This window comes from Lysobacter sp. Root983 (genome assembly GCF_001429345.1).
Classification (GTDB): Bacteria; Pseudomonadota; Gammaproteobacteria; order Xanthomonadales; family Xanthomonadaceae; genus Lysobacter.
In genome coordinates this window covers 1,268,324-1,289,196 of sequence record NZ_LMJO01000001.1, presented here as the reverse complement: position 1 = coordinate 1,289,196, position 20,873 = coordinate 1,268,324, and the positions used below count along the sequence as shown (strand labels likewise).

The following is a 20,873-nucleotide window of genomic DNA, read 5'->3' as shown; positions in this document are numbered from 1 at the left end:
GGCCGAAGCCTCACTGCAAGCGATCGATCCAGCCGCCGATCAGCGTCGCCAGGCTGCCCGAGAGCACGCCGAACACCGCCACCGCGATCGCGCCCATGCCCCAGGCCACGGCCATCAGGCGGCCGTCGCGTTCCAGCAAGGCGAACGCGAACAGCAGCAGCAAGCCGCCGAACAGGAAGTTGGTGAACGGGATCGGCAGCGATAACAGCAGGCCCAGCAGCACCAGCAGCAGGCCGGTGAACGCGCTCGCGACGCGGTGATCGAGCAGACCGGTCGCGCGCGGGCGGACCACGCGCTCCAGGCGGGTCAGCCAGGGCGAGAGCAGGTTGCGGAAGCGCGCCATCGCCTGCCGGTGCGGGCCGCGCCGGGCCAGGAAGCCCGGCAACCAGGGCTTGCGCAGACCGATCAGCAGCTGCGCGCCGATCAGCATCACCAGCGGCCCGCTGACCGCGCCGCCCACGCCCGGGATCGGAATGAAGGCCGGGATGGTGGAGACGAACAGCAGCATGCCGAAGGAGCGATCGCCCAGGCCGGCCAGCACATCGCCCAGGCGCAAGACCTCGGCGGGGTCGCCCGTCGCGAAGTCGTCGAGCAGCGCGCGCGTGCCGGCTTCCTGCGCCGGCGGCTTGCGATCAACCGGAGGCGTCATCGGCCACCGGTTCCTGAGCGTCCTCGCGCGGCGCGGCGATGCGTTGCAGCAGCAGCTTGTCGATGCGCGGCCCGTCGAGGTCCACCACTTCGATCCGCCACACGCTCCAGTCGAAATGCTCGCCGACGTGCGGGATGCGGCCGAAGCGCGCGATGACCATGCCGGCGGCGGTGTGGAAGTCGTGCTCGTCCTCGCCCGGCAGGCGGCCGCCGCCGACCAGCTCGCGCAGGTCTTCCAGCGCCAGCGAACCGTCGAGCAGGTAGGAGCCGTCGGAGCGTTCGACCACCGGTGCGGCGTCGTCGTCGGTCTCGTTGTTCTGGATGCGGCCGATCACCGCGCCCATCAGATCGTTGACCGTGACCAGACCGGTGACGTCGCCGTATTCGTCCACCACCAGCGCCAGCGACAGCTGCTCCTCGCGGAAGATCTCCAGCAACTTCAGGGCATGGGTGGATTCGGACACGAATAGCGGCGGGCGCAGGTGGGTGAACAGCTCCGGCGCGGTCTGGTCCAGGCGGTCCAGCAGCGACTTGACCTCGAGCACGCCGAGCACGTCGCTGTCGCCGCCGCGATAGACCGGGTAGCGCGAATAAGCGTTCTCGCGCATGGTCTCCAGGTTCTGCGCGAAGCTGGTGTTGGCATCCAGCCACGCGATGCGGGTGCGCGGCGTCATCAGGCTCTCGGCGGTGCGGTCGCCCAGGCTGAGCACGCGGTTCATCATCTTGCGTTCGTCGGCGTCGATCACGCCCTGCTCGTGGCTTTCGGTCACCAGCAGGCGGATCTCTTCTTCGCTGATCTCGCTGCGGGCGTCGTCCTTGATGCCCAGGATGCGCAGCACCAGGCGGTTGATCGCGCCCAGCGCCTTCACCGCCGGCCGCGCGCCGCGCGACAGGCCGTACAGCGGGATCGCGACCGCGCTGGCGATGCGCTCGGGATTGGTCAGGGCCAGGCGCTTGGGGATCAGCTCGCCGAAGATGACCTGGGCGGCGGTGATCAGCGCCATCGCGGTGCCGATGCCGATCGGACGCGCGTACTGCGAGAAGTCGCCGGACAGCAGATGACCGAGCCAGCCGGTGATGACCAGGCCGATCGACTCGCCGCCGAAATAGCCGGTCAGCACGCCGATGCCGGTGATGCCGATCTGCACGGTCGACAGCAGGTTGTCCGGATGCTCGGCCAGCGCCAGCGCGGTGCGTGCGCCGCGGCTGGTCTCCGCCATCTGTTTCAGGCGCAGCTTGCGCGAGGTCATCAGCGACATCTCCGACAAGGCGAAGAAGGCGTTGAGCACGATCAGCGCAGCGACGATCAGCAGCTCGAGCATGCGGGCTGCTCCATCGAGGGGTCAGGGGCGGGGATGCCGGGGGCGTGAGCGGTAGACCGCGGGCCGGACAGGGGGGCCGCGGTAACGCGGGCGGGCGATGTTGGGTCGTCGTCCATGGGGCAGGGTGGGCGGGGGATGCGCGGCCCTGATCTTAACAGGCGCCGCCGCGCCGGCCGCGTGAGCGGTGGGTGAGGGGCCCCGGCCGGGCGGTTTTCGCCCGTTTCGGGGCACAGGCCGGCGCGAAAGACGGGCGCGTTCGCCATCAAACCGTCATAATCGCGCCCGCACAACCACCCCGGGCCGGTCGCGGCCGGCATTCAGAGGCTTTCACGCATGTTCTCGCTGCAGACCATCTTCGGCTCCGGCCAGCAGTTCTACACCCTGCTAGACGAGGCCGCCCAGGCCGCCTACGACAGCACCAAGGCACTGCACGCCATGATGAAGGCCGCCGACCGTCAGCCGGCCCTGGACGCCTTCAAGCTGGCCCGCCAGCGCGAGCGCGCGACCTCGGACAAGATCAGCCACGCCCTGGTCGACAGCTTCATCACCCCGATCGAGCGCGAGGACATCGAGTCGCTGGGCTCGGCCCTGTACAAGATCCCCAAGCAGGTCGAGAAGTTCGCCGACCGCTATTCGCTGGCGATCCAGCACCTGGACGGCATCGACTTCGCGCCGCGCGCGGCGATGCTGGAGCAGGCCGCCGCGGTGGTGGTGGAGATGGTCCACGACCTGCAGAAGATGAACATCGACCGCATGACCGAGCTCAACGAGAAGCTGCGCTCGCTGGAGAACGAGGCCGACCGCCTGATGCTGGAGCTGTACCGCGACATCTATTCCGGCCGCCTGGACAACCTGCAGATGTTCCTGCTCAAGGAGTTCTTCGAGATTCTGGAGAAGGCCATCGACCGCTGCCGCGAAGCCGGCGTGGTGGCCTACCAGATCGTGCTGAAGAACAGCTGAGGCCTCCCTCGTGATGCTGACTCTGGTCCTAGTGGTGATCCTGGCCGCGCTCGTATTCGAGTTCATCAACGGTTTCCACGACACCGCCAACTCGATCGCCACCGTGGTGGCGACCAAGGTGCTGACCCCCGGCCAGGCGATCATGCTGGCCGCCAGCACCAACCTGATCGGCGCGTTCATGGGCACCGCGGTCGCCAAGACCATCGCCTCGGGCCTGATCGATACCGAGGTCGTCAACGTGACCTCGCAGGTGCTGATCTGCACCTTGCTGGGCGCGATCATCTGGAACCTGATCACCTGGTGGCGCGGCCTGCCGTCGTCGTCCTCGCACGCGCTGATCGGCGGCCTGTGCGGCGCCGCGCTGGCGGCCTCGCACAACAACTGGACCGCGCTGATCTGGTCCAAGGCCGGCGACGGCGACTGGGCCAGCAACAAGGGCCTGCTGTGGAAGGTGGTGGTGCCCATGATCACCTCGCCGCTGGCGGGCTTCCTGCTGGGCGTGAGCATCATCGCCCTGCTGTACCTGATCATCTCCTCGATGATGAAGGCCGGCGGCCCGCTGGCGAAGCTGGCCAAGCCGCGTTGGGTCAACGCCTTCTTCGGCAAGGCCCAGCTGGTGTCCGCCGCCTACATGGGCCTGGCCCATGGCCGCCAGGACGCGCAGAAGACCATGGGCATCATCGCCCTGTCGATTTTCGGCGCGCAGTCGTCGGGCATCCTCAACGACCTGCCGGCCTGGCTGTCGTTCCTGCATCCGGACGGCGGCAAGGACGACATCGACACCTGGGTGATCGCCACCTGCGCCCTGGTCATGGCCGCGGGCACCGCCGCCGGCGGCTGGCGCATCATCAAAACCCTGGGCCACAAGATGGTGAAGCTGCAGACCATCGACGGCTTCGCGGCGGAAACCGCGTCGGCGACCATCCTGGTCACGGCCGCGCATTTCGGCATGCCGGTGTCCACCACCCACAGCATTTCCACCGCGATCATGGGCGTGGGTTTCGCCAAGAACCCGCGCAAGCTCAAGCTGGGCGTGATCGAACGCATCGTGTGGGCCTGGATCCTCACCATCCCGGCCGCCGGCGGCATCGCCTACGGCCTGTGGCGCCTGATCGAGGCCTTGGGCTGGGCCTGATGCCGGCGCGACGATGAAACGAAAAAGCCCGCAGCGATGCGGGCTTTTTCGTGGCCTTGTTTCCTGCGGGAGCGGCGTCCAACAGGGGCTTCCTTTGGTCATGAGCCGCGATCGCGTCACCGCGCTGGCCGGCGATCGCGGCTCACGCCGCTCCCACAGAAGGCGGATGCGCAGCCCGACCAGGCGTCGCGGTGGCCGCGTCGCTTACAGCAGGTCGCCGTCGGCCGACAGCATGCGCTCCATGCGGTCGCCCAGGCCGCCGATCTCCAGCACCAGGCGGTCGATCTCGGACGCGGCCAGGCCTTCCAGCGGACGGTTCTCGCACAACTGCAGGTAGGGCACCCCGTCGAGGTCGCCGATGGCGAGGTAGCCGACGTGGCTTTGCCAGTTGAAGATCAGGGCGCGGCGGGCGTCCAGGCCGGTGGTGGGCGCGATCGCGGTGCTCACGCGCAGGAACGGGCGCTGGTCGTCGTCCTCCAACTCGGACAGGAAGATCGCCTGGTGGCGGGTGCCCTGTTCCAAGGACAGCTCGATGCACAGCACCCCGTCGTCGTGCAGGGTGAGGTGGAAGCCGGACTGGGTAAGGTGCTTGCGGATTTGTTCGAATTTCATGGTCTGCTCCCTGCGGGCTTCTTTGTTCGTACGACGTGGCTATGCTAACCCTCATGGACTCCGAGGTCGCCGCCCAACGCATCCTCGCCGCGATCCGCGCCATTCCCAAGGGCGAGGTCGCTGGCTATGGCGAAGTCGCCCGCCGCGCCGGCCTGCCCGGGCGCGCGCGCCTGGTCGCGCGCCTGCTCAGCCAGAACGACGACCCCAAACTGCCCTGGCACCGCGTGCTGCGCTCGGACGGCCGGATCGCCCTGCCGGAAGGCTCCAAGGGCTATCGCGAGCAGTGCCAGCGCCTGCGCGGCGAGGGCCTGCGGGTGGAAGGCGGGCGGGTGCTCGGCGTTCGCGCCGCCGCGACGCTGGATGCCCAAATCTGGGGGCCGCCGGACTGACCCCGGCGTGGCCGTGAACGGTGGAACCGCAAGATCCGCGCGGGTCCGCGTCCAGCGGCTAACATAGGCGTATCCCCCGGGAGTTCAGATGTTCCGCAATCTGCCGCGCGTCACCAAGCTGCTGCTGCTCGTCAATATCGCGGTGTTCGTCCTGCAATGGCTGCTGGAATACAGCGAGCTCGGGCGCGTCGTCCTCGACTATCTCCAGCTCTGGCCGATCGGCTCGGGCGAGGTCTACGGCGGCGCCGGCTTCATGCCCTGGCAGCTGTTCACCTACGGTTTCCTGCACGGCAATTTCGGCCACCTGCTGTTCAACCTGATCCCGATCCTGATGTTCGGCGCGATGATCGAACACCAGTGGGGCGAGCGCCGTTATCTGACCTATTACCTGGTCTGCATCGTCGGCGCCGGTCTGTGCCAGCTGGCGTTGACCAGCGCCTTGCTGCACTACTACGGCTACGCGGTCACCACGGTCGGCGCGTCGGGCGCGGTCTACGGCCTGATCGTCGCGTTCGCGCTGCTGTTCCCGAACCAGAAGGTCACGATGCTGCCGCTGCCCATCATCCTGAAGGCGCGGACCTTGGCGATCGTGTACGCGAGCATCGCGCTGGCCTACGGCATCTTCGGCACCCGCGAGGGCGTCGCCCATTTCGCCCATCTGGGCGGCATGCTGTTTGGCTGGTTGCTGATCCGCTACTGGCAGGGACGGCCGCCGTTCGGCCGCCGCCCGCCCAAGAAGAAGCGTTCGCACCTGCGCGTGGTCCACTGATCCGGCGGCGCCGGATCAGAAGTTCGGGCGCAGCCGCACCTGTTCCAGCTCGCGCCGCACCGATCGCCAGAACCAGGTCGGCGCGATCCAGGTGTAGAGGCAGAAGCCCAGCCAAAGATAGGACAGCGGCCCGATCAGCTGCTTGTGGCCGTGCTCGTCCAGCGCGATCAGGGTGATCTGGTAGGCCAGGAACATGCCCAGCAGCAACACCACCGCGCGGCCCCTGGACCCCGCCGACACATAGCTCTGGAAGCGCCACCACAGCCCCAGCAGCCAGTTCTGGCGGGCCTTGATCGCGCCCAGCAGGGTCAGCGCCTGCTCGTCCATCGGATCGATCTGCAGAGCCCAGGCGGCGTGCTCGCGCGCGGACTCGACATCGCCCTGGGCGAGCGCGCAATGGCCGAGCACGCACAGCGCCTCGACATGGTCGGGCTCGAAGCTCAGGACTTCGCGCGCCCAGCGTTCGGCCTGGATGCGATCGCCGCTTTGGAATTCCAGCCAGGCGCGCAGGGCCAGGTAGTCGCTGTCGTCGGGATCGAGTTCGCAGGCGCGGCGATTGTGTTCCCGGGCTTGCGCCTCGCGGCCCCAGGCCAGGTCCAGGCGCGCATAGCTGTCGTACACGGCCGCGACATCCGGATACAGCGAGCGCGCCGTTTCCAGATGCGCCCGCGCCTGCGGGAGCCGGCGCTGGGCGATCGCCACGTCGGCGGCCACCAACTGCGCCGCCAGCGATTCGGGCTCGTCCTCGATCGCGCGTCGGGCCTCGATCGCGGCCGCGTGCGGGCGCTTGCGCCTGAGCAGGCAGCGCGCGAGCAGGGCATGCGCGTCGGCGTCGTTGGGGTCCTCGCTCAGCCGCTGCACCAGCGTGTTCATGGCCGCGTCGATCTGGCCCTGGCGCAACTGCCGCAAGGCCAGCTCGAACAGGCGGGCGCCGTCGTCGATATCGTTCATCGCAGCATCGCTCCCAGCCAGGCCGGCCAAGTCTGGGTCGCCAGAAAACCGCGACCGATCACCGCGATCAGCAGCAACACCGGCAAGCCGTTGCGGGCGACGCCGCCGTAGTGTTCCCAGATCTCGAAGCAGCGCGCCTGCATCATGTAGATCGCGTAGGCGATCGCCAGCTTCAGCGTGACGATGGACAGGGCGGCGTAGCGCAACTCCGCGCCCTGCAGCCAGCCCGCGCGCGCCAGGCTATCCAGGCCGAGAACCAGCCCCGCGCTGCCGAGCAGGCCGATCGCGACGCAGGCCCATTCGCGCGCGCGGGTCGGGCTGCCCAGGGCCAGACCGTTCAGCACGAACCAGGCCAGACCGAAGGCGTTGCCGCCCAGCATCAGCGCCAGCAGGGGCCACATCGGGTCGACCGCGTAGCGCGCCAGGCCCGACGGCAGCGGCTCGTCCGGCAAACGATAGGCGGCGGCCGTCATTCCCCGGCCCCGTGCTGTTTCAGGAAGTCCAGGACTTCGTCGTACTGCCCGCCCTGGTTGGCGTAGCGCGCATGGTTGCGCGCGGTGGTCAGCCATTCCAGCGTGGTGGCGCGGGTTTGCTTGTGCGCCTCGCGCAGGTGCGCCAGCGTCAGCGGCATTTCGCGGCCGGCGTCGATCGATTGCTCGATGGCCTCGTCGACGGCGGTCTCGACCAGGTTGCGCAGGTCGGCGCCCGAGTAGCCCGAGGTGAGCTTGGCGATGGCGCTGCCGTCGATGGCGTCGGCGATCGGCCGGCCCTGCAATTGCAGGTCGAGGATGGCGCGGCGCGCGCCTTCGTCCGGCGGCGGCACGAACAGCACGCGGTCGAAGCGGCCGGGCCGGCGGAACGCGGCGTCGACCGCCCAAGGCACGTTGGTCGCGCCCAGGATCAGCACGCCATGGTTGTTCTGCGCGAAGCCGTCGAGCTCGGTCAGGAACTGGCTGACCAGCTTGGCCGAGGTGGCCTCGCGCGTGTGCTGGCGCTTGCCGCCGATGGCTTCGATCTCGTCGAAGAACAGCACCGACGGGGCGGTGCGCCGCGCCTGTTCGAAGATGGCGTGGAGCTTGCGCTCGGATTCGCCGATGAACATGTCCAGCACGTCGGTGATGGCGACGTTGTAGAACTTGGCGCCGCATTCGCCGGCGGTGGCGCGCGCCAGCAGGGTCTTGCCGCAGCCTGGCGGCCCGTACAGCAGGATGCCGCCGCCGGAGCGGCGCTTGAAACGTTCGAACAGCGAGGGTTTCAGGAACGGGGTGATGATGCGGCGCCGGATCTGATGCTTGACCTGATCCAGCCCGCCCACGTCGGCGAAGCTCACGCGCTCGGCCGACGGCTGCACCAGCCGCGCCAGATCGTAGGGATCGGTATCGTCGTTGGCGATGCTGGCTTGCGCGCGGCCGCGCACGTCGGCCAGCGACACCACCTTGCCGCTCAGCGAGGCGGCCAGGGCCGGATCTTCCAGCGCCGGGTTCAGGGCGATCGCGCGCTCGTAACAGGCGCGGGCCTCGTCGCGGCGTCCCTCGGCCATCGCCACGCGCGACTGCGCGAGCAGGGCCGGCGCGGAGTCCGGCGGCGACAGGCGCAGCACGTAGTCGGTGTCGCCGGCGTCGAGCAACAGGCGCGCGGCCGCGCCGCGGCGGCTGTCGTCGATCGACAGCGCGGCTTGGCACAGGTCGATGGCTTCGCGCAAAGCGGCGGGGTCGTTGGCGGCGATGCAGGCGTCGACGACCAATCCCTGCAAGACCGCGTTGTCGGGGCTGGCGCGCAGGGCGTTGAGCAGGTCGTGCGTGGGGGCGTTGGGCATGGGCGATCGGACGGGCTCGGCGTCCTCTAGCCTAAATCAACGGGCGCGCTTGCGGCGCTGGTTGGAGGCGCGCGCTGCGATCGTCGGCGACACGCGGCCGCTCGGGCCGCGCGTCGCCGCCAGCGATCACGGGAAAATCGTGATGCGCTGTTCCGGCTTGGCCTGCATCGGCTGGCCGGCCTTGCAGGTGTAGGCCTCGCCGAAGCTGGGCTGGTTGAACAACGGGCCGTTGGTGCGCCACTGGCCCGGCGCATGCACGCTGGTGGACGCGCGCTGGGTCGCGACCTCGGTGCTGGCCTGCTGCGCCCACAGCCCGGCCCAGGCGCGGTAGAAGGCCTGATCGGCGTCCTTGGACGGGGTGGGCACTTCGCTACGGAAGGTCTTCCAGGCCAGTTCGACGCCGGCGATGTCGGCGATGTTTTCGTCGCGGGTCTGCTGGCCGTTGACCTTGACGCCCTTCAGGCCGGGGTATTCGTAGGCGCCGTACTGGGCGGCGACGCGGTTGCCCAGCGCTTCCCAGGCCGCGGTTTCGGTGGGGGTCCACCAGTCGCGCAGTTCCTGATTGGCGTTGACCAGGCGGCCGCGGCTGTCGAAGCCGTGGCTGAGTTCGTGGCCGACCAGGGCGCCGAAGGAGCCGTACTGCGAGGCGGCGTCCTTGCTCATGTCCAGCACCGGCGCCTGCAGCACCGCGGCGGTGACGATCAGGCGGTTCTGGGCGATGTCGTAGGCCAGGGCCGGATCCTGCGGCAGCACGTCCCAGCGGCGGTCGGCGTTGCCGCGACCGATGCGCTTCATTTCCTCGCGGTGGCGCCAGGTCGAGGCGATCAGCATGTTGCTGCCGAAGCTGCCGCGGCCCATCGGCTGCACCGAGTAGTCGAGGTCGCGGCGCGGGGTGCCGACTTCGATCTTGAGCTTGGCCAGCTTGGCGCGCGCCTCGGCCTTGGCCGCTTCGTTGTAGCGGGTTTCGGCGTCGATCGCCTTGCCCAGGGTCGCCAGCACCTGCGAGGCGATTTCCTCGGCGCGCTTGTCGGTGGCGGCGGGCAGGTACTTGGCGGCGTACTCGCGGCCGATCATCGGGCCGGCGGCGAGATTCATCGCGTCCAGCACGGCCTGCTGGCGCGACGGCGGCGCGCTGCCGCGCAGGATGCGGCCGTGGAAGTCGTACTGGGCGTCGCGGAAGGGCTTGGCCAGGTAGGGCGCCATCGAATCGCCGACGCGCCAGCGCAGGTAGACCTTCCACTGTTCCGGCTTGAGCGTGCCGACCAGGTTGTCGAGTTCGGCGAAGAGCTTGGCGTTGCCGATCGAGACGCTGTCGTCCTTGACGCCCTGGGCCTTGAGGAAGTCGCCCAGCTGCAGGCGCTTGTACTGCTTGGCCAGCGCCGCCACCTGCACCGGGGCGTAGTGGCTGCGCAGCTGACGTAGCTCGGGCAGCGACTGCGAAGCGCGCGCGATCCGCGTTTCCAGATCGATCACCAGCTGCGACTCGGCCGACAGCTGGGCCTGCGGAGTACCGGTCAGGGCCAGGATCTTCTGCACGTAGTTGTTGTAGTGGCCCAGCAGCTGGCGGGTCTCGGCGTCGCTGCGGGTGTAGTAGGCCGGATCGGGCAGGCCCAGGCCGCCCTGGCCGAAGTAGCCGATATGGCGGTTGAGGTCCTGCAGATCGACGTCGGCGGCGAAGTTGAACGCGACCGGGATGCCGACCTGGTGCAGGGCCGCGATCGAGGCCGGGATGTCCTTGGCCTTCTTGATCGCGGCGATGCGCGACAGCAGGGGCGCGATCGGCTGGGCGCCGTCGCGCTCCACCGCGGCTTCGTCCAGGCCGCTGGCCCAGAAGTCGCCGAGCAGCTTCTGCACATTGCCCTGCGGCGCGGTCATGGCGCCGTTGAGCAGGTCCAGGGTCTGCTGGCGGGTGCGCGCGTCCAACTGCTCCAGGGCCGAGACCGTGCCGGCGCCGGAGGGCAGGGGGTTGCCGCGCAGCCAGTCGGCGTTGGCGTTGGCGTAGAAATCGGTGCAGGCGGTGGCGACGGCGGCGGCCTTGGGCTTGGCGGCGGGGGCCCGCTTCTTCTTGGCGGCGTCGGCGGTCGGTAGGGCCAGGCCGGCGATCAGGCTGAGGGCGAGGGCGCAGCTAAGCGGGCGTAGGGTCGTCATCGCGGATTCCGTCCTGGTGATCGGGCCAGTTTAACAAGCGCCCGTCGATTGCCTATGAACGGGTTTCGCGGTTGCGCAAGATGGCGCCGGGCGATGCGGATCAGGGGCCAAAAAAAGCGAAGGCCCGGGAAACCCGGGCCTTCGCGCCTGCCGACGAGGGCAAGTAACCGCTAGACGGCGCCGCCGCGAACGGCGGCGCCGGTTTTCACCAGATCACGACCTGCTTGTCGCCTTCGCGCACCATCGGCTGGCCCGGCTTGCACGAGAACGCCGCGGCGAAGGCCGGCAGGTTCGACGGCGCGCCGATCGCGCGGAAGTTGGCCGGCGCGTGCGGATCGGTGGCCAGGCGCACCTTCAGCTCTTCGGGCTTGAAGTTGCGGCGCCACACGGTGGCCCAGTTGAGGAAGAAGCGCTGGTCGCGGGTCAGACCGTCGGTCTTCGGGTCCGGCTGGCCGGCGGTGGCCTTGACCATCGCGTCGTAGGCCGTGGCCAGGCCGCCCAGGTCGGCGATGTTCTCGCCCAGGGTCAGCTTGCCGTTGACCTTGGCGCCCGGCGCGGCTTCGTAGCCGTCGAACTGGGCGATCAGCTTGTCGGTGCGGCCGCTGAAGCCCTTGGCGTCGGCCGGCTGCCACCAGTTCTCGAAGTTGCCGGTCGCGCCGAAGCGGCTGCCCTGGTCGTCGTAACCGTGGGTCATCTCGTGGCCGATCACCGCGCCGATGCCGCCGTAATTGGTGGCGTCGTCGGCGTTCGGATCGAAGAACGGCGGCTGCAGGATCGCGGCCGGGAACACGATCTCGTTCTGCAGCGGGTTGTAGTAGGCGTTGACCATCTGCGGCGGCATGCCCCATTCGGTGCGATCGACCGGCTTGCCGACCTTGCCCAGGTTCCACTTGTAGTTGAACTCGGTCGCGGCCATCACGTTGCCGTAGTAGCTGTCGCGGTTGGTCTGCAGGCCGGCCCACTCGCGCCACTTGTCGGGGTAGCCGATCTTGGGCGTGAAGGCGGCCCACTTGTCCATCGCCTTCTTCTTGGTTTCCGGGCTCATCCAGTCCAGCTTCTCGATGCGGACCTTGAGCGCCTCGCTGAGGTTCTTGACCAGGGTCTCCATGCGCGCCTTGGATTCGGGCGTGAAGGCCACCTTGACGTACATCTGGCCCAGCGCCTCGCCGACCTGCTCCTCGACGGTGTCGAGCACGCGCTTGCTGCGCTCCTTCAGCTCGGTCTGGCCGCGCAGGGTCTTGCGGTAGAACTCGAAGTTCTCCTTGACGAAGTCGTCCGACAGATACGGCGAGGCGCTGTCGACGGTGTGGAAGCGCAGGTAGCTCTGCCACTGCGCGGCCGGCACGTCGGCCAGCATCTTGCTGACTTCCTGATGGAACGCCGGCATCGCCAGCGAGAACATCTTCTGCGCGGGCACGCCCTGCGACTCGAAGAACTTGGTCCAGGGGAAGTTCGGGGTCAGCTTGTCGGCATCGGCCAGGCTGACCGGGTTGTAGTACAGGCTGGCGTCGCGCGAGAGCTGCTCGCTGGTCTTGGAGACCTTGGCCAGGCGGGTTTCGAACGCGATCACGTCCTTGGCCTGCTTGGCGGCGTCGGCCGCGGCCACGCCGCTGAGCTGCAGCACGTTGCCGATGTGCTTCTCGTAGGCGTCCAGCTTTTCCTTCTTGTCGGCCGCCGTGTAGTAGGTCGGATCCGGCAGGCCCAGGCCGCCCTGCGAGGCGTAGGCGATGTTGTTCTTGGAGTCCTTGAAGTCGGCCTCGGCGCCGAAGCCGAACAGCACGTTCTGGCCCTTGGCGGCGCTGGCGCGCAGGTAGTCGGCGATCTGGTCCTTGTTCTCGAGCTTGGCGATCGCGTCGAGGTCGCCCTTGATCGGGTTGATGCCCTGCGAGTTGATCTTGGCCGCGTCCATGCCGCTGGCGTAGAAATCGCCGACGAGCTTGTCCACGCCGGTGGCGTTGGGCAGTTCGGCGGCCTTCTCGGCGAGCTGCTTCTGCACCGCGGTGGAGCGCTCGTCGAGCATTTCGAACGCGCCCCAGGAGGTGCGGTCGCCCGGGATGGCGTTGGCGGCCAGCCACTTGCCGTTGACGTAGCCGCCGAAATCGGTACACGCGTCCTTGCTGGTGTCGAGGTCGCTGGCCAGGAAGCGGTTGACCTTCGGCAGCGTGCTGTCATCGATCTTCACCGCGCCGGCGTCGGCGGTCGGCTTGGCGGCGTCGGCGGCCGGCGGCGCGGCCTCGTCCTTCTTGGTGCAGGCGACCATCGCGGTGGTGATGGCGAGGGTCAACAGCAGAATTTGGGGTTTCTTCAAGGTCACAACGAGCTCCGGCCTGACGGCGTTTGGGAGTAGGGCATGGCTACCGCCCCGGTCGGGGCGTGGCAGGACAATAGACCCCTTCGGCCTCGCCAGGGGGTGTCGAAGGTCATGGCGGGGCCGCGCGCCCGGCTGCGTTGCGCGTGCCGGGCGCGCGCAACTCGGGTTTAGAGGCCCGCCCGCCGGGCGCTTCGCCAGCTTTGGCATAACATTTGCGTGGTTCTCGGCATACTCTGGCGGCGGACGCCGACTAACCCGCGGCACCGGGCAGGGAGCCTCAGCGGTTTCCTCCTGCGCGCCGCGCCAGAGGGAACGATATGAAGAAATCCTTGCTTACCCTGGCCGCCTTGGCCATAGCCGCGCCCTTGCTGCTCGCCTCCGGCCTCGTTCGCAGCGCCGACGCTAGCGGTTATTCGCCGCGCGGCCAGCTGGTCTATCAGATCGTGCGCAAATGGGGCCCGCACGTGCAGGAGGCCTATCGGGCGGACATGAACGCCTGGGCGCGCCAGATGGGGCCGATCTTCGCCAAGTCGCCGATGAACGCGCTGCAGCGGGCCGCCGACGCGCGCGATTTCGATGCCATGAACGATGCGTTGCTGGGCAAGGCCACCGCCCAGGGCCAGATCGTGCCGAGCGCGATCGGCAACTTGGGCGCCGACCTCACCTTCGTGCCGATCGCGCCCTGCCGCATCCTCGACACCCGTATCGCCGGCGGTGCGATCCCGGCCAACGGCACGCGCGATTTCGATGTCTCTTCGGTCACCGATTACAGTTTCCAGGGCGGTAGCGCCAGCAACTGCAACGGCGTGGGCGCGGTCGGCGCGATCGGCGCGGCGATGATCAATTTCACCGTGGTCACGCCCGGCACGGCGGGCTACATCACCGCCTATCCCTATCAAGGCGCGCGACCACTGGCGTCGAGCGTGAACTATGCCGGCGGCGATATCGTCAACAATCTGGCCATGGTCGCGCTGGACGCCAGCGCCGCGTCCAGCGACATGAGCGTGTACTCGTTTGCGCAGACGCATCTGGTGGGCGACATCGTCGGTTATTTCATCGCCCCGACCCCCACCGCTCTGCAATGCACGACGGTGCAGACCATCAGCACCATGAACGGCAGCGCCTCGTTCACCGGCACCTCGCCCAGCTGTCCGGCGGGTTACACCAAGACCGGCGGCTACTGCCAGGCGGCGGGTAACGCCGGCCGCGTGGTCGCTTCCTACCCCAATGGCCTGCTGCATCAGTGCGTCTTCACCAACGAAAGCCCGACCGCGATGCAGGTGACCGTGTACGCCGAGTGCTGCCGTCTGCCAGGACGTTGACCGCTTAGGGCGCGCTATCGCGCGATACAGGCGAAAGGCCCGCGCGATGCGGGCCTTTTGCGTTTCCGCGTCAGGGCCGGCGCCATCACGGAGTCTCATCGCCTTGTGCGACGACCGCCATAACCGCATGCCAGTGCCATAACGCCGCTAGTCGCGACGGGCGACGGCCTCGATCCGGGCGGGGCGCAGCAAATACTTTGTGATGGGTGTCCGGTTTTTGTCCTGGTTTCCGTCTCTGTGCTTGGAGCGTCGGCGATCGGGTCCATTGGGGCCCGACCCGCGATTCGAACCTAAAAGGGGATACAGGGATGAGGAAGTTGATTCTGGCGGCAGGGTTGTTCGCGCTTGCGCCGTTGTTGTCGCAGCCTGCCGACGCGGCCGGTCGCGGTGCGCGTGGCGAGCTCGTTTATCAGGTCGTGAAGAAGTGGGGCCCGTACGTGCAGGAAGCCTATCGCGAGGATATCGGCACCTGGGCCAAGGAGATGGGGCCGGTCTTCGCCAAGGCGCCGATGAGCGCGTTGCAAAGCGCCGCCAACGCGTCCAGCTTCGACGCCATGAACACCGCGCTGCTCGGCCCGCAGGTCGCCAAGGCCGGTCCTGAGATCACGCCGAACGCGCTGGGCGACGCCGCCACCGATCTGGTGTTCGTGCCGATCTCGCCGTGCCGCTTGTTCGACACCCGCCTGGCCGGCGGCGCGATCGCGGCCAACACCGTGCGCAGCTTCGACGTCACCGCGGTCGCCGACTACAGCTTCCAGGGCGGCGCCGCCAGCAACTGCAACGGCGCTGGCGCGGCCGGCTCGTTCGCCGCGGCGGTGATCAACTTCACCACCGTCACGCCGTCGGCTGCGGGCTACATCACCGCCTTCCCGTTCGGTGCCACCCAGCCGCTGGCGGCGACGGTGAACTACGGCGGCGGCGACATCCGCGGCAACCTCGCCACGGTCGCGCTCGATCAGGGTTCTTCGGCCAACGAGCTGAGCGTGTACTCGTTCGCCCAGACCCATCTGGTCGGCGACATCATCGGCTACTTCATCAACCCGCAGGCGACGGCGTTGGATTGCACCAGAGTGCAGACCTCGTACAACCTCACCGCCAGCGGCACCTTGAACGCGCCTTCGCCGGCGTGTCCGGTCGGTTACACCATGACCGGTGGCGACTGCTATTCGGCCAGCTACAGCGGCCGCGTCGTGAGCTCGTACCCGAACGGCTTGGTGCACTACTGCTCGTGGGCGAACGAGAGCGCGGTGGCGATGAACGTCGTCGCCTTCGCCGACTGCTGCCGGGTGCCGGGTCGCTGACGGTCCAAGCCGCCAAGTCGTAGCAAGCGCAATACGCGAAAGGCCCGCTCCGTGCGGGCCTTTCCTTTTATGGCTGTCGGCGACGTCTGGGTGTTAACCCCGATGTCGCGCGTGGCGAGCCGTGTCCGCAAACGTTTGCAGGCATGGGCGAGTCGCCACGGATGGACATACGCCGCGCGACTCGCCGCATTTCTCGCGATGCCTGGCGCTGAAAGTGTGACGTCTGTCCTGTTTTCCCTGCGGTTCTCGTCCTTTCGAATGTCGGCGATCGAGTCCACGGGGGGCTCGACCCGCGAGTCGAACCTATGAGGGGATACATATGAACAAGTTGATTCTGACCGTCGGTCTGTTCGCGCTTGCGCCTTTGCTGTCGCAGCCCGCCGATGCCGCCGGTCGCGGTGCGCGTGGCGAGCTCGTTTATCAGGTCGTGAAGAAGTGGGGCCCGTACGTGCAGGAAGCCTATCGCGAGGACATCGGCGCCTGGGCTAAGGAAATGGGGCCGGTCTTCGCCAAGGCGCCGATGAGCGCGCTGCAAGGCGCCGCCGATGCCTCCAGCTTCGACGCCATGAACACGGCGCTGCTCGGCCCGCAGGTCGCCAAGGCCGGCGCCGATGTCGTGCCGAACGCGCTGGGCGACGCCGCCACCGATCTGGTGTTCGTGCCGATCTCGCCCTGCCGCTTGTTCGACACCCGCCTGGCCGGCGGCGCGATCGCGGCCAACACCGTGCGCAGCTTCGACGTCACCGCGGTCTCCGACTATAGCTTCCAGGGCGGCGCCGCCAGCAACTGCAACGGCGTTGGCGCGGCCGGCTCGTTCGCCGCGGCGGTGATCAACTTCACCACCGTCACGCCGTCGGCCGCGGGCTACATCACCGCCTTCCCGTTCGGCACCACCCAGCCGCTGGCGGCGACGGTGAACTACGGCGGCGGCGACATCCGCGGCAACCTCGCCACGGTCGCGCTGGATCAGGGCGCTTCGGCCAACGAGCTGAGCGTGTACTCGTTCGCCCAGACCCACCTGGTCGGCGACATCATCGGCTACTTCATCAATCCGCAGGCGACCGCGCTGCAGTGCGTCGAAGTCGACGGCACGGTGCTCAATCTCGCCGCTGGCGCGGCCGGCAACGCCTTCGCGGGCAGCTGCCCCGCAGGCTATACGGCGGTCGAAACGCAGTGCCGTCCTTCGATCTTCGGCATGCGCGTGGCGGGTAGCTGGACCTCGCATTGCAACATGGTCAACGACAGTGCCTCGGCCGGAACGGTCACCGCGACCGCTCGCTGCTGCCGAGTCCCGGGCCGCTGAGTCCACGCCGGTCCGCTTTGCCCCGAAGGCCCGCCTCGCGCGGGCCTTCGGTCTTGTGGAGCCCGCGCGCATGCGCGAAGGTGCGGACTACGGCCGCTACGGCCCCGCCCTCGGAGCATCGCGATGAAAGTGCATTTCCACGGAGCCGCCGGCGAGGTCACCGGCTCGCTGCACGAGGTCGAGGCCGCCGGCCGGCGCCTGCTGCTGGACTGCGGCATGACCCAGGGCAGTCCCGAGGCCGAGCGCCGCAATGCCGATCCGTTTCCGTTCGATGTGGCCGCGCTCGACGCGCTGGTGATCAGCCATGCGCACATCGACCATATCGGCCGCGTGCCGCTGCTGGTCCAACGCGGCTTCCGCGGCCAGATCCATGCCCAGGCCGCGACCGCCGACTTGATGCGGATCATGCTGCTGGATTCGGCCCACATCGCGCAGAGCGAGGCCGAGCGCAGCAACCGCCGCCGCCGCGACGACGAGCCCGAAGCGGTGCCGCTGTACACCCAGGCCGATGTCGAGGCCGCGATGGCGCGGGTACGCCCGCTGCCCTACGACCAGCGCAGCCAGATCCTGCCCGGCGTCGAGATCGCGTTCCGCGAGGCCGGGCATATCCTGGGTTCGTCCGCGGTCGAGGTGTATGCCGAGGGGCGCAAGCTGGTGTTCTCCGGCGATCTCGGGCCCAAGGGCACGCCGATCCTGCGCGATCCGGCGCGCATCGACAGCGCCGACCTGGTGCTGATGGAATCGACCTACGGCGACCGCCTGCACCGCGACCGCGCCGAGACCATCCGCGAACTCGGGCGCATCCTCGAGGAGACCTGGCGCGACGGCGGCAACGTGCTGATTCCGGCGTTCGCGGTCGGGCGCAGCCAGGAGCTGCTGTACTGGTTCGCCAAGCATTGGGACGAGTGGCAGATGGCGCGCTGGCGGATCTTCCTCGACAGCCCGATGGCGGCCAAGGTGGTCGGCGTTTACGACCGCCACACCGATCTGTTCGACCAGGACGCGCAACAGGTCTGGCGCGACCGGCCCAATCCCTTCAGCTTGCCGAATCTGCGTCTGACCGAGTCGACCGAGGATTCGATGGCGATCAACCGCATCGAGCGCGGCGCGATCGTGATCGCCGGCTCCGGCATGGCCAACGCCGGCCGCATCCTGCATCACTTCCGGCAACGCCTGGAGCGGCGCGAGACGCGGGTGGTGTTCGTCGGTTATCAGGCCGAAGGCACCCTCGGCCGGCGTCTGGTCGACGGCGCCCGGTGGGCGCGCATCCACGGTCGCGACGTGCGCGTCAACGCCCAGCGTCATACCGTCGGCGGCCTCTCGGCGCATACCGATCAGCACGGTTTGATGGAGTGGTACGGCGCGATCGCCGGTCATCCGCCGCTGGCGCTGGTGCACGGCGAGGACAAGGCGCGCGAGGCGCTGGCGGGCGAAGTCGGCGAACGTTACGGCGTCACCCCGGTGCTGGTGCGGCCGGGCATGAGCCTGGACGTCTGATCGCGCAAGCGCAGGTTCGCCTGCCGGTCACTCGGGGCCGCGTCCGGGCTTTTTCGAGCGTCCCGCGCCTGCGCCAGGTCTTTCGCAAACGCCGGCGCCCGCGCTCAGTGCGCCGGTCGCGCCACGCGCCGCAGCGCCAGCCACTCCCATGCGGCCACCAGCACCAGGATCGCGGTGGTGGCGCCGCCCAGCGCCAGCGCCGACAGATGCAGCGGCCGCGCCGCCAGCGCTGTCGCCAGCAGCAGAACCAAACCCGCCAGATGCGACAAGGGCGGCGTCCGGCGGTCGTTCGTCGTCCACTTGAACAACGCGTTGCCTAGCAGGTAGAGCGCGGGGCCTCCGAGGATCGCGGCGATGCCGGCGTTGTCGGCATGGCCCGGATGCATCAGCACGATTTCGTCGGCGACCGCGCAGACGATGATGCCGGCCACGATCAGCAGATGCAGGTAGGTGTAGGCCATGCGCGCCTGCCGTCCGGGGTCGGCGGCATGGGCGATGCGATGGCTGGCGCGTTCGGCGCCGCTGTCGAAATACAGCCACCACATCGCCACGCTGCCGACGAAGGCGATCACGAAGGCGGCCGTGTGGCTGGCGTCCAGCGGCAGCCCGGCGAATGTCGCGCCGGTGACCAGGATCGATTCGCCCAGCGCGATGATCACGAACAAGCCGCAGCGCTCGGCCAGGTGGCCGCCGTCCACGTCCCAGTCGCCGATGCTCGAACGGCCCAGGCCCGGCACCCAGAAGAACGCGACCGGCCCGAAGAACTCGATCAGCAGCGCGCCCGCCCACCAGGCGAAGCGCGCTTCGCCGTCGGCCAGGCCGCCGGCGATCCACAGCGCGCCCGACACCATCAGCCACACCGCGATGCGCAGGAAATTGCGGCACAAGGTCGGATGCACGCCGCGCAGCGCGACCACCATGAACAGCGTGCGTCCGACCTGCATCGCGGCGTAGGCCGCGGCGAACAGCAGGCCGCGCTCGCCGAAGGCCTCCGGCAGCGCGCTGGACAGCAGCAGCCCGCCCAGCATCAGGGCGAACAGCAACAGCCGTACCGGCGCGGTATCCGGATCCAGCCAGTTGGTGCACCAGGAGGTGTAGATCCACACCCACCACACCGCCAGAAACAGCAGCAAGGTCTGCAGCGCGCCGAGCAGGCTCAAGTGCGCGAGCAGCGTGTGCGAAAGCTGGGTGACCGCGAACACGAACACCAGGTCGAAGAACAGCTCGACCATGGTCACGCGACCGTGCCCGTCGGTGTTGCGGTTGCGCAGTAGGGAACGGACGACGGTGCTCATGCTGCGGTCCGGCTCAACGTCGCGGCGGGTGGCCGGCGTGCGCGATCAGCAGCAACAGGCCGCCGATCAGGCCCACGTTCTTCATGAAGTGCAGCAGCTGGGCGCCGCGCTCAACGCCGGACAGGCTCCAGAACGGGTGCGACATCGCCGCGTCCACCGCCATCAGCAAGGCGGCCAGGCCGGCCGTCCAGCGCAGCTTCCAGCCGCTGGCGATCAGCAGGCCCAGCACCAGTTCGACCGCGCTGAAGACCAGGCTCGCGACCGGCATCGCCGCGCCGCCCCAGGCCGTGAGCAGGCGGTACAGGCCCATGACGATGAAGACGCTCGCGATCAGCGTGCGTGCGGTGGTGGCGAGACTGCGATTGTCCATGGCCCGCTCCCCAGGCTGCGGTGGATCCGGCATTGCCGCGCCGTGCGCCCGGCGGACGCGCGGCTACGCCCCTTTCTACCAGCCCGCGCGCAATCCTGCATGACCCTGCACGGGCACGACCCCGCACGGCGCGATGCTCCTGGCGGCCCTGATCCGCGGGCTGGGTCGACGACGAAGGACTGGCCGGATCATGCATACCCTGCGATCGACCAGAGCGGCGCCGCTCTCGTCGCCACTGCGGTCGCTGCCCACGCGGCTAGGAACAGATCGTCGCGGCTCAGCCCGTTCCGCGGAGCGGGCTAGGGGTAGGGCGCCGGTTTGCGCCGCAGCCGTGACAGACCGGAGCGCGCGGTCACGATGGCGCCCAAGGCATCGTGCCGTAGCGCCGGCTGCAGGCCTGCGGTTGCCGACCAGATAGGGGGGGCGGCGCCGGCGCCTAGGCTTCGTCGGCGAGGCAGGGAGAGGCAAGCCTTTCGTTCAGGTACGAACCGGTTGTGCCGCCGTGCACGGGTTCCCGCGTCTCCCAGGGCGGGTTTTTCCTGTCCCGACAAGAATTTAGCGCTAGCGCACAGGCGGGCTTTCGCGTAGCATGCCGCCTGTTCAGCGCACGGCTGCCTCCCCGCAAGGGGTACGTTTCCCAGGTTGCCCGCCGCATCGCAAGAGTCCACTGCTCTTAGGCGATCGGCTTTATCCCGCACGTCTTTCGTAGCGCCGACACGGTCCG

Annotated in this window: 18 protein-coding genes; 8 read left to right on the top strand and 10 right to left on the bottom strand. The window is 68.6% G+C overall.

What is annotated here, in order from left to right:
* Positions 1-10 precede the first annotated feature (10 nt).
* Complete coding sequence (locus ASE43_RS05470; RefSeq protein WP_056181879.1) at positions 11-649, bottom strand: exopolysaccharide biosynthesis protein; 639 nt, start codon at positions 647-649, stop codon at positions 11-13.
* Positions 633-1,970 (bottom strand): hemolysin family protein, encoded by a 1,338-nt coding sequence (locus ASE43_RS05465; RefSeq protein WP_056181882.1) that lies wholly within the window; start codon positions 1,968-1,970, stop codon positions 633-635. The genes ASE43_RS05470 and ASE43_RS05465 overlap by 17 nt, the downstream gene beginning before the upstream one ends.
* Positions 1,971-2,303: 333 nt before the next feature.
* Between ASE43_RS05465 and ASE43_RS05460 the strand changes: the two genes are divergently transcribed.
* Together ASE43_RS05460 and ASE43_RS05455 are read left to right on the top strand one after the other, a co-directional pair.
* On the top strand, positions 2,304-2,930 hold the full coding sequence (locus tag ASE43_RS05460; RefSeq protein ID WP_056181884.1) for a DUF47 family protein: 627 nt from the start codon (positions 2,304-2,306) through the stop codon (positions 2,928-2,930).
* 13 nt (positions 2,931-2,943) lie between these two features.
* Complete coding sequence (locus ASE43_RS05455) at positions 2,944-4,065, top strand: inorganic phosphate transporter (RefSeq protein ID WP_056181887.1); 1,122 nt, start codon at positions 2,944-2,946, stop codon at positions 4,063-4,065.
* Between the two features lie 204 nt (positions 4,066-4,269).
* Here the strand turns inward: ASE43_RS05455 and ASE43_RS05450 are convergent, their stop codons facing one another.
* A complete protein-coding gene (locus ASE43_RS05450) occupies positions 4,270-4,677 on the bottom strand; it encodes a hypothetical protein (protein ID WP_056181890.1) in 408 nt (135 codons plus the stop codon).
* A gap of 41 nt (positions 4,678-4,718) precedes the next feature.
* Between ASE43_RS05450 and ASE43_RS05445 the strand changes: the two genes are divergently transcribed.
* Positions 4,719-5,066 (top strand): MGMT family protein, encoded by a 348-nt coding sequence (locus ASE43_RS05445; protein ID WP_057159685.1) that lies wholly within the window; start codon positions 4,719-4,721, stop codon positions 5,064-5,066.
* Positions 5,067-5,154: 88 nt separating this feature from the next.
* Entirely contained in the window at positions 5,155-5,835 is a 681-nt protein-coding gene (locus ASE43_RS05440; RefSeq protein ID WP_056181897.1) for a rhomboid family intramembrane serine protease, read from the top strand.
* 15 nt (positions 5,836-5,850) lie between these two features.
* On the opposite strand, the gene ASE43_RS05435 is transcribed toward ASE43_RS05440, so the two are convergent.
* The 5 genes from ASE43_RS05435 to ASE43_RS05415 all read right to left on the bottom strand — a co-directional run bounded on the left by ASE43_RS05435 (position 5,851) and on the right by ASE43_RS05415 (position 13,040).
* Positions 5,851-6,786 (bottom strand): tetratricopeptide repeat protein, encoded by a 936-nt coding sequence (locus ASE43_RS05435; RefSeq protein ID WP_057159684.1) that lies wholly within the window; start codon positions 6,784-6,786, stop codon positions 5,851-5,853.
* Positions 6,783-7,259 carry a hypothetical protein gene (locus tag ASE43_RS05430; RefSeq protein WP_056181902.1) on the bottom strand — a complete coding sequence of 159 codons (477 nt, stop codon included), beginning with the start codon at positions 7,257-7,259 and terminating at the stop codon, positions 6,783-6,785. The genes ASE43_RS05435 and ASE43_RS05430 overlap by 4 nt, the downstream gene beginning before the upstream one ends.
* Positions 7,256-8,602, bottom strand: a complete 1,347-nt coding sequence (locus tag ASE43_RS05425) for an ATP-binding protein (RefSeq protein WP_056181905.1) — start codon at positions 8,600-8,602, stop codon at positions 7,256-7,258. Before ASE43_RS05425 ends, ASE43_RS05430 begins: the two co-directional genes overlap by 4 nt.
* Positions 8,603-8,728: 126 nt before the next feature.
* Positions 8,729-10,750, bottom strand: a complete 2,022-nt coding sequence (locus ASE43_RS05420; RefSeq protein ID WP_057159683.1) for a M13 family metallopeptidase — start codon at positions 10,748-10,750, stop codon at positions 8,729-8,731.
* 205 nt (positions 10,751-10,955) lie between these two features.
* Positions 10,956-13,040: a M13-type metalloendopeptidase gene (locus ASE43_RS05415; protein ID WP_057159881.1), complete on the bottom strand. Its 2,085-nt coding sequence runs from the start codon at positions 13,038-13,040 to the stop codon at positions 10,956-10,958.
* Between the two features lie 338 nt (positions 13,041-13,378).
* Between ASE43_RS05415 and ASE43_RS05410 the strand changes: the two genes are divergently transcribed.
* The 4 genes from ASE43_RS05410 to ASE43_RS05395 all read left to right on the top strand — a co-directional run bounded on the left by ASE43_RS05410 (position 13,379) and on the right by ASE43_RS05395 (position 18,484).
* Positions 13,379-14,383, top strand: coding sequence for a hypothetical protein (locus tag ASE43_RS05410; RefSeq protein WP_057159682.1), 1,005 nt, complete (start codon positions 13,379-13,381; stop codon positions 14,381-14,383).
* 308 nt (positions 14,384-14,691) lie between these two features.
* Positions 14,692-15,684, top strand: coding sequence for a hypothetical protein (locus tag ASE43_RS05405; RefSeq protein WP_157499667.1), 993 nt, complete (start codon positions 14,692-14,694; stop codon positions 15,682-15,684).
* Positions 15,685-16,003: 319 nt separating this feature from the next.
* Positions 16,004-16,987 (top strand): hypothetical protein, encoded by a 984-nt coding sequence (locus ASE43_RS05400; RefSeq protein ID WP_057159680.1) that lies wholly within the window; start codon positions 16,004-16,006, stop codon positions 16,985-16,987.
* 123 nt (positions 16,988-17,110) lie between these two features.
* Positions 17,111-18,484 carry an MBL fold metallo-hydrolase gene (locus ASE43_RS05395; RefSeq protein WP_056176296.1) on the top strand — a complete coding sequence of 458 codons (1,374 nt, stop codon included), beginning with the start codon at positions 17,111-17,113 and terminating at the stop codon, positions 18,482-18,484.
* Between the two features lie 104 nt (positions 18,485-18,588).
* On the opposite strand, the gene ASE43_RS05390 is transcribed toward ASE43_RS05395, so the two are convergent.
* Both ASE43_RS05390 and ASE43_RS05385 read right to left on the bottom strand, forming a co-directional pair.
* Positions 18,589-19,779: a low temperature requirement protein A gene (locus ASE43_RS05390; protein ID WP_057159679.1), complete on the bottom strand. Its 1,191-nt coding sequence runs from the start codon at positions 19,777-19,779 to the stop codon at positions 18,589-18,591.
* A gap of 13 nt (positions 19,780-19,792) precedes the next feature.
* Positions 19,793-20,149: a DoxX family protein gene (locus ASE43_RS05385; protein ID WP_056176290.1), complete on the bottom strand. Its 357-nt coding sequence runs from the start codon at positions 20,147-20,149 to the stop codon at positions 19,793-19,795.
* Positions 20,150-20,873: the final 724 nt, after the last annotated feature.

Excerpts from the sequence above, each read along its gene's own strand:
- ASE43_RS05470 (WP_056181879.1), bottom strand. The coding sequence starts at position 649 with ATGACGCCTCCGGTTGATCGCAAGCCGCCGGCGCAGGAAGCCGGCACG.
- ASE43_RS05390 (WP_057159679.1), bottom strand. The coding sequence starts at position 19,779 with ATGAGCACCGTCGTCCGTTCCCTACTGCGCAACCGCAACACCGACGGG.
- ASE43_RS05455 (WP_056181887.1), top strand. The coding sequence starts at position 2,944 with ATGCTGACTCTGGTCCTAGTGGTGATCCTGGCCGCGCTCGTATTCGAG.
- ASE43_RS05385 (WP_056176290.1), bottom strand. The coding sequence starts at position 20,149 with ATGGACAATCGCAGTCTCGCCACCACCGCACGCACGCTGATCGCGAGC.
- ASE43_RS05425 (WP_056181905.1), bottom strand. The coding sequence starts at position 8,602 with ATGCCCAACGCCCCCACGCACGACCTGCTCAACGCCCTGCGCGCCAGC.
- ASE43_RS05435 (WP_057159684.1), bottom strand. The coding sequence starts at position 6,786 with ATGAACGATATCGACGACGGCGCCCGCCTGTTCGAGCTGGCCTTGCGG.
- ASE43_RS05430 (WP_056181902.1), bottom strand. The coding sequence starts at position 7,259 with ATGACGGCCGCCGCCTATCGTTTGCCGGACGAGCCGCTGCCGTCGGGC.
- ASE43_RS05400 (WP_057159680.1), top strand. The coding sequence starts at position 16,004 with ATGAACAAGTTGATTCTGACCGTCGGTCTGTTCGCGCTTGCGCCTTTG.
- ASE43_RS05410 (WP_057159682.1), top strand. The coding sequence starts at position 13,379 with ATGAAGAAATCCTTGCTTACCCTGGCCGCCTTGGCCATAGCCGCGCCC.
- ASE43_RS05445 (WP_057159685.1), top strand. The coding sequence starts at position 4,719 with ATGCTAACCCTCATGGACTCCGAGGTCGCCGCCCAACGCATCCTCGCC.
- ASE43_RS05450 (WP_056181890.1), bottom strand. The coding sequence starts at position 4,677 with ATGAAATTCGAACAAATCCGCAAGCACCTTACCCAGTCCGGCTTCCAC.
- ASE43_RS05440 (WP_056181897.1), top strand. The coding sequence starts at position 5,155 with ATGTTCCGCAATCTGCCGCGCGTCACCAAGCTGCTGCTGCTCGTCAAT.
- ASE43_RS05395 (WP_056176296.1), top strand. The coding sequence starts at position 17,111 with ATGAAAGTGCATTTCCACGGAGCCGCCGGCGAGGTCACCGGCTCGCTG.
- ASE43_RS05420 (WP_057159683.1), bottom strand. The coding sequence starts at position 10,750 with ATGACGACCCTACGCCCGCTTAGCTGCGCCCTCGCCCTCAGCCTGATC.
- ASE43_RS05405 (WP_157499667.1), top strand. The coding sequence starts at position 14,692 with ATGAGGAAGTTGATTCTGGCGGCAGGGTTGTTCGCGCTTGCGCCGTTG.
- ASE43_RS05460 (WP_056181884.1), top strand. The coding sequence starts at position 2,304 with ATGTTCTCGCTGCAGACCATCTTCGGCTCCGGCCAGCAGTTCTACACC.
- ASE43_RS05465 (WP_056181882.1), bottom strand. The coding sequence starts at position 1,970 with ATGCTCGAGCTGCTGATCGTCGCTGCGCTGATCGTGCTCAACGCCTTC.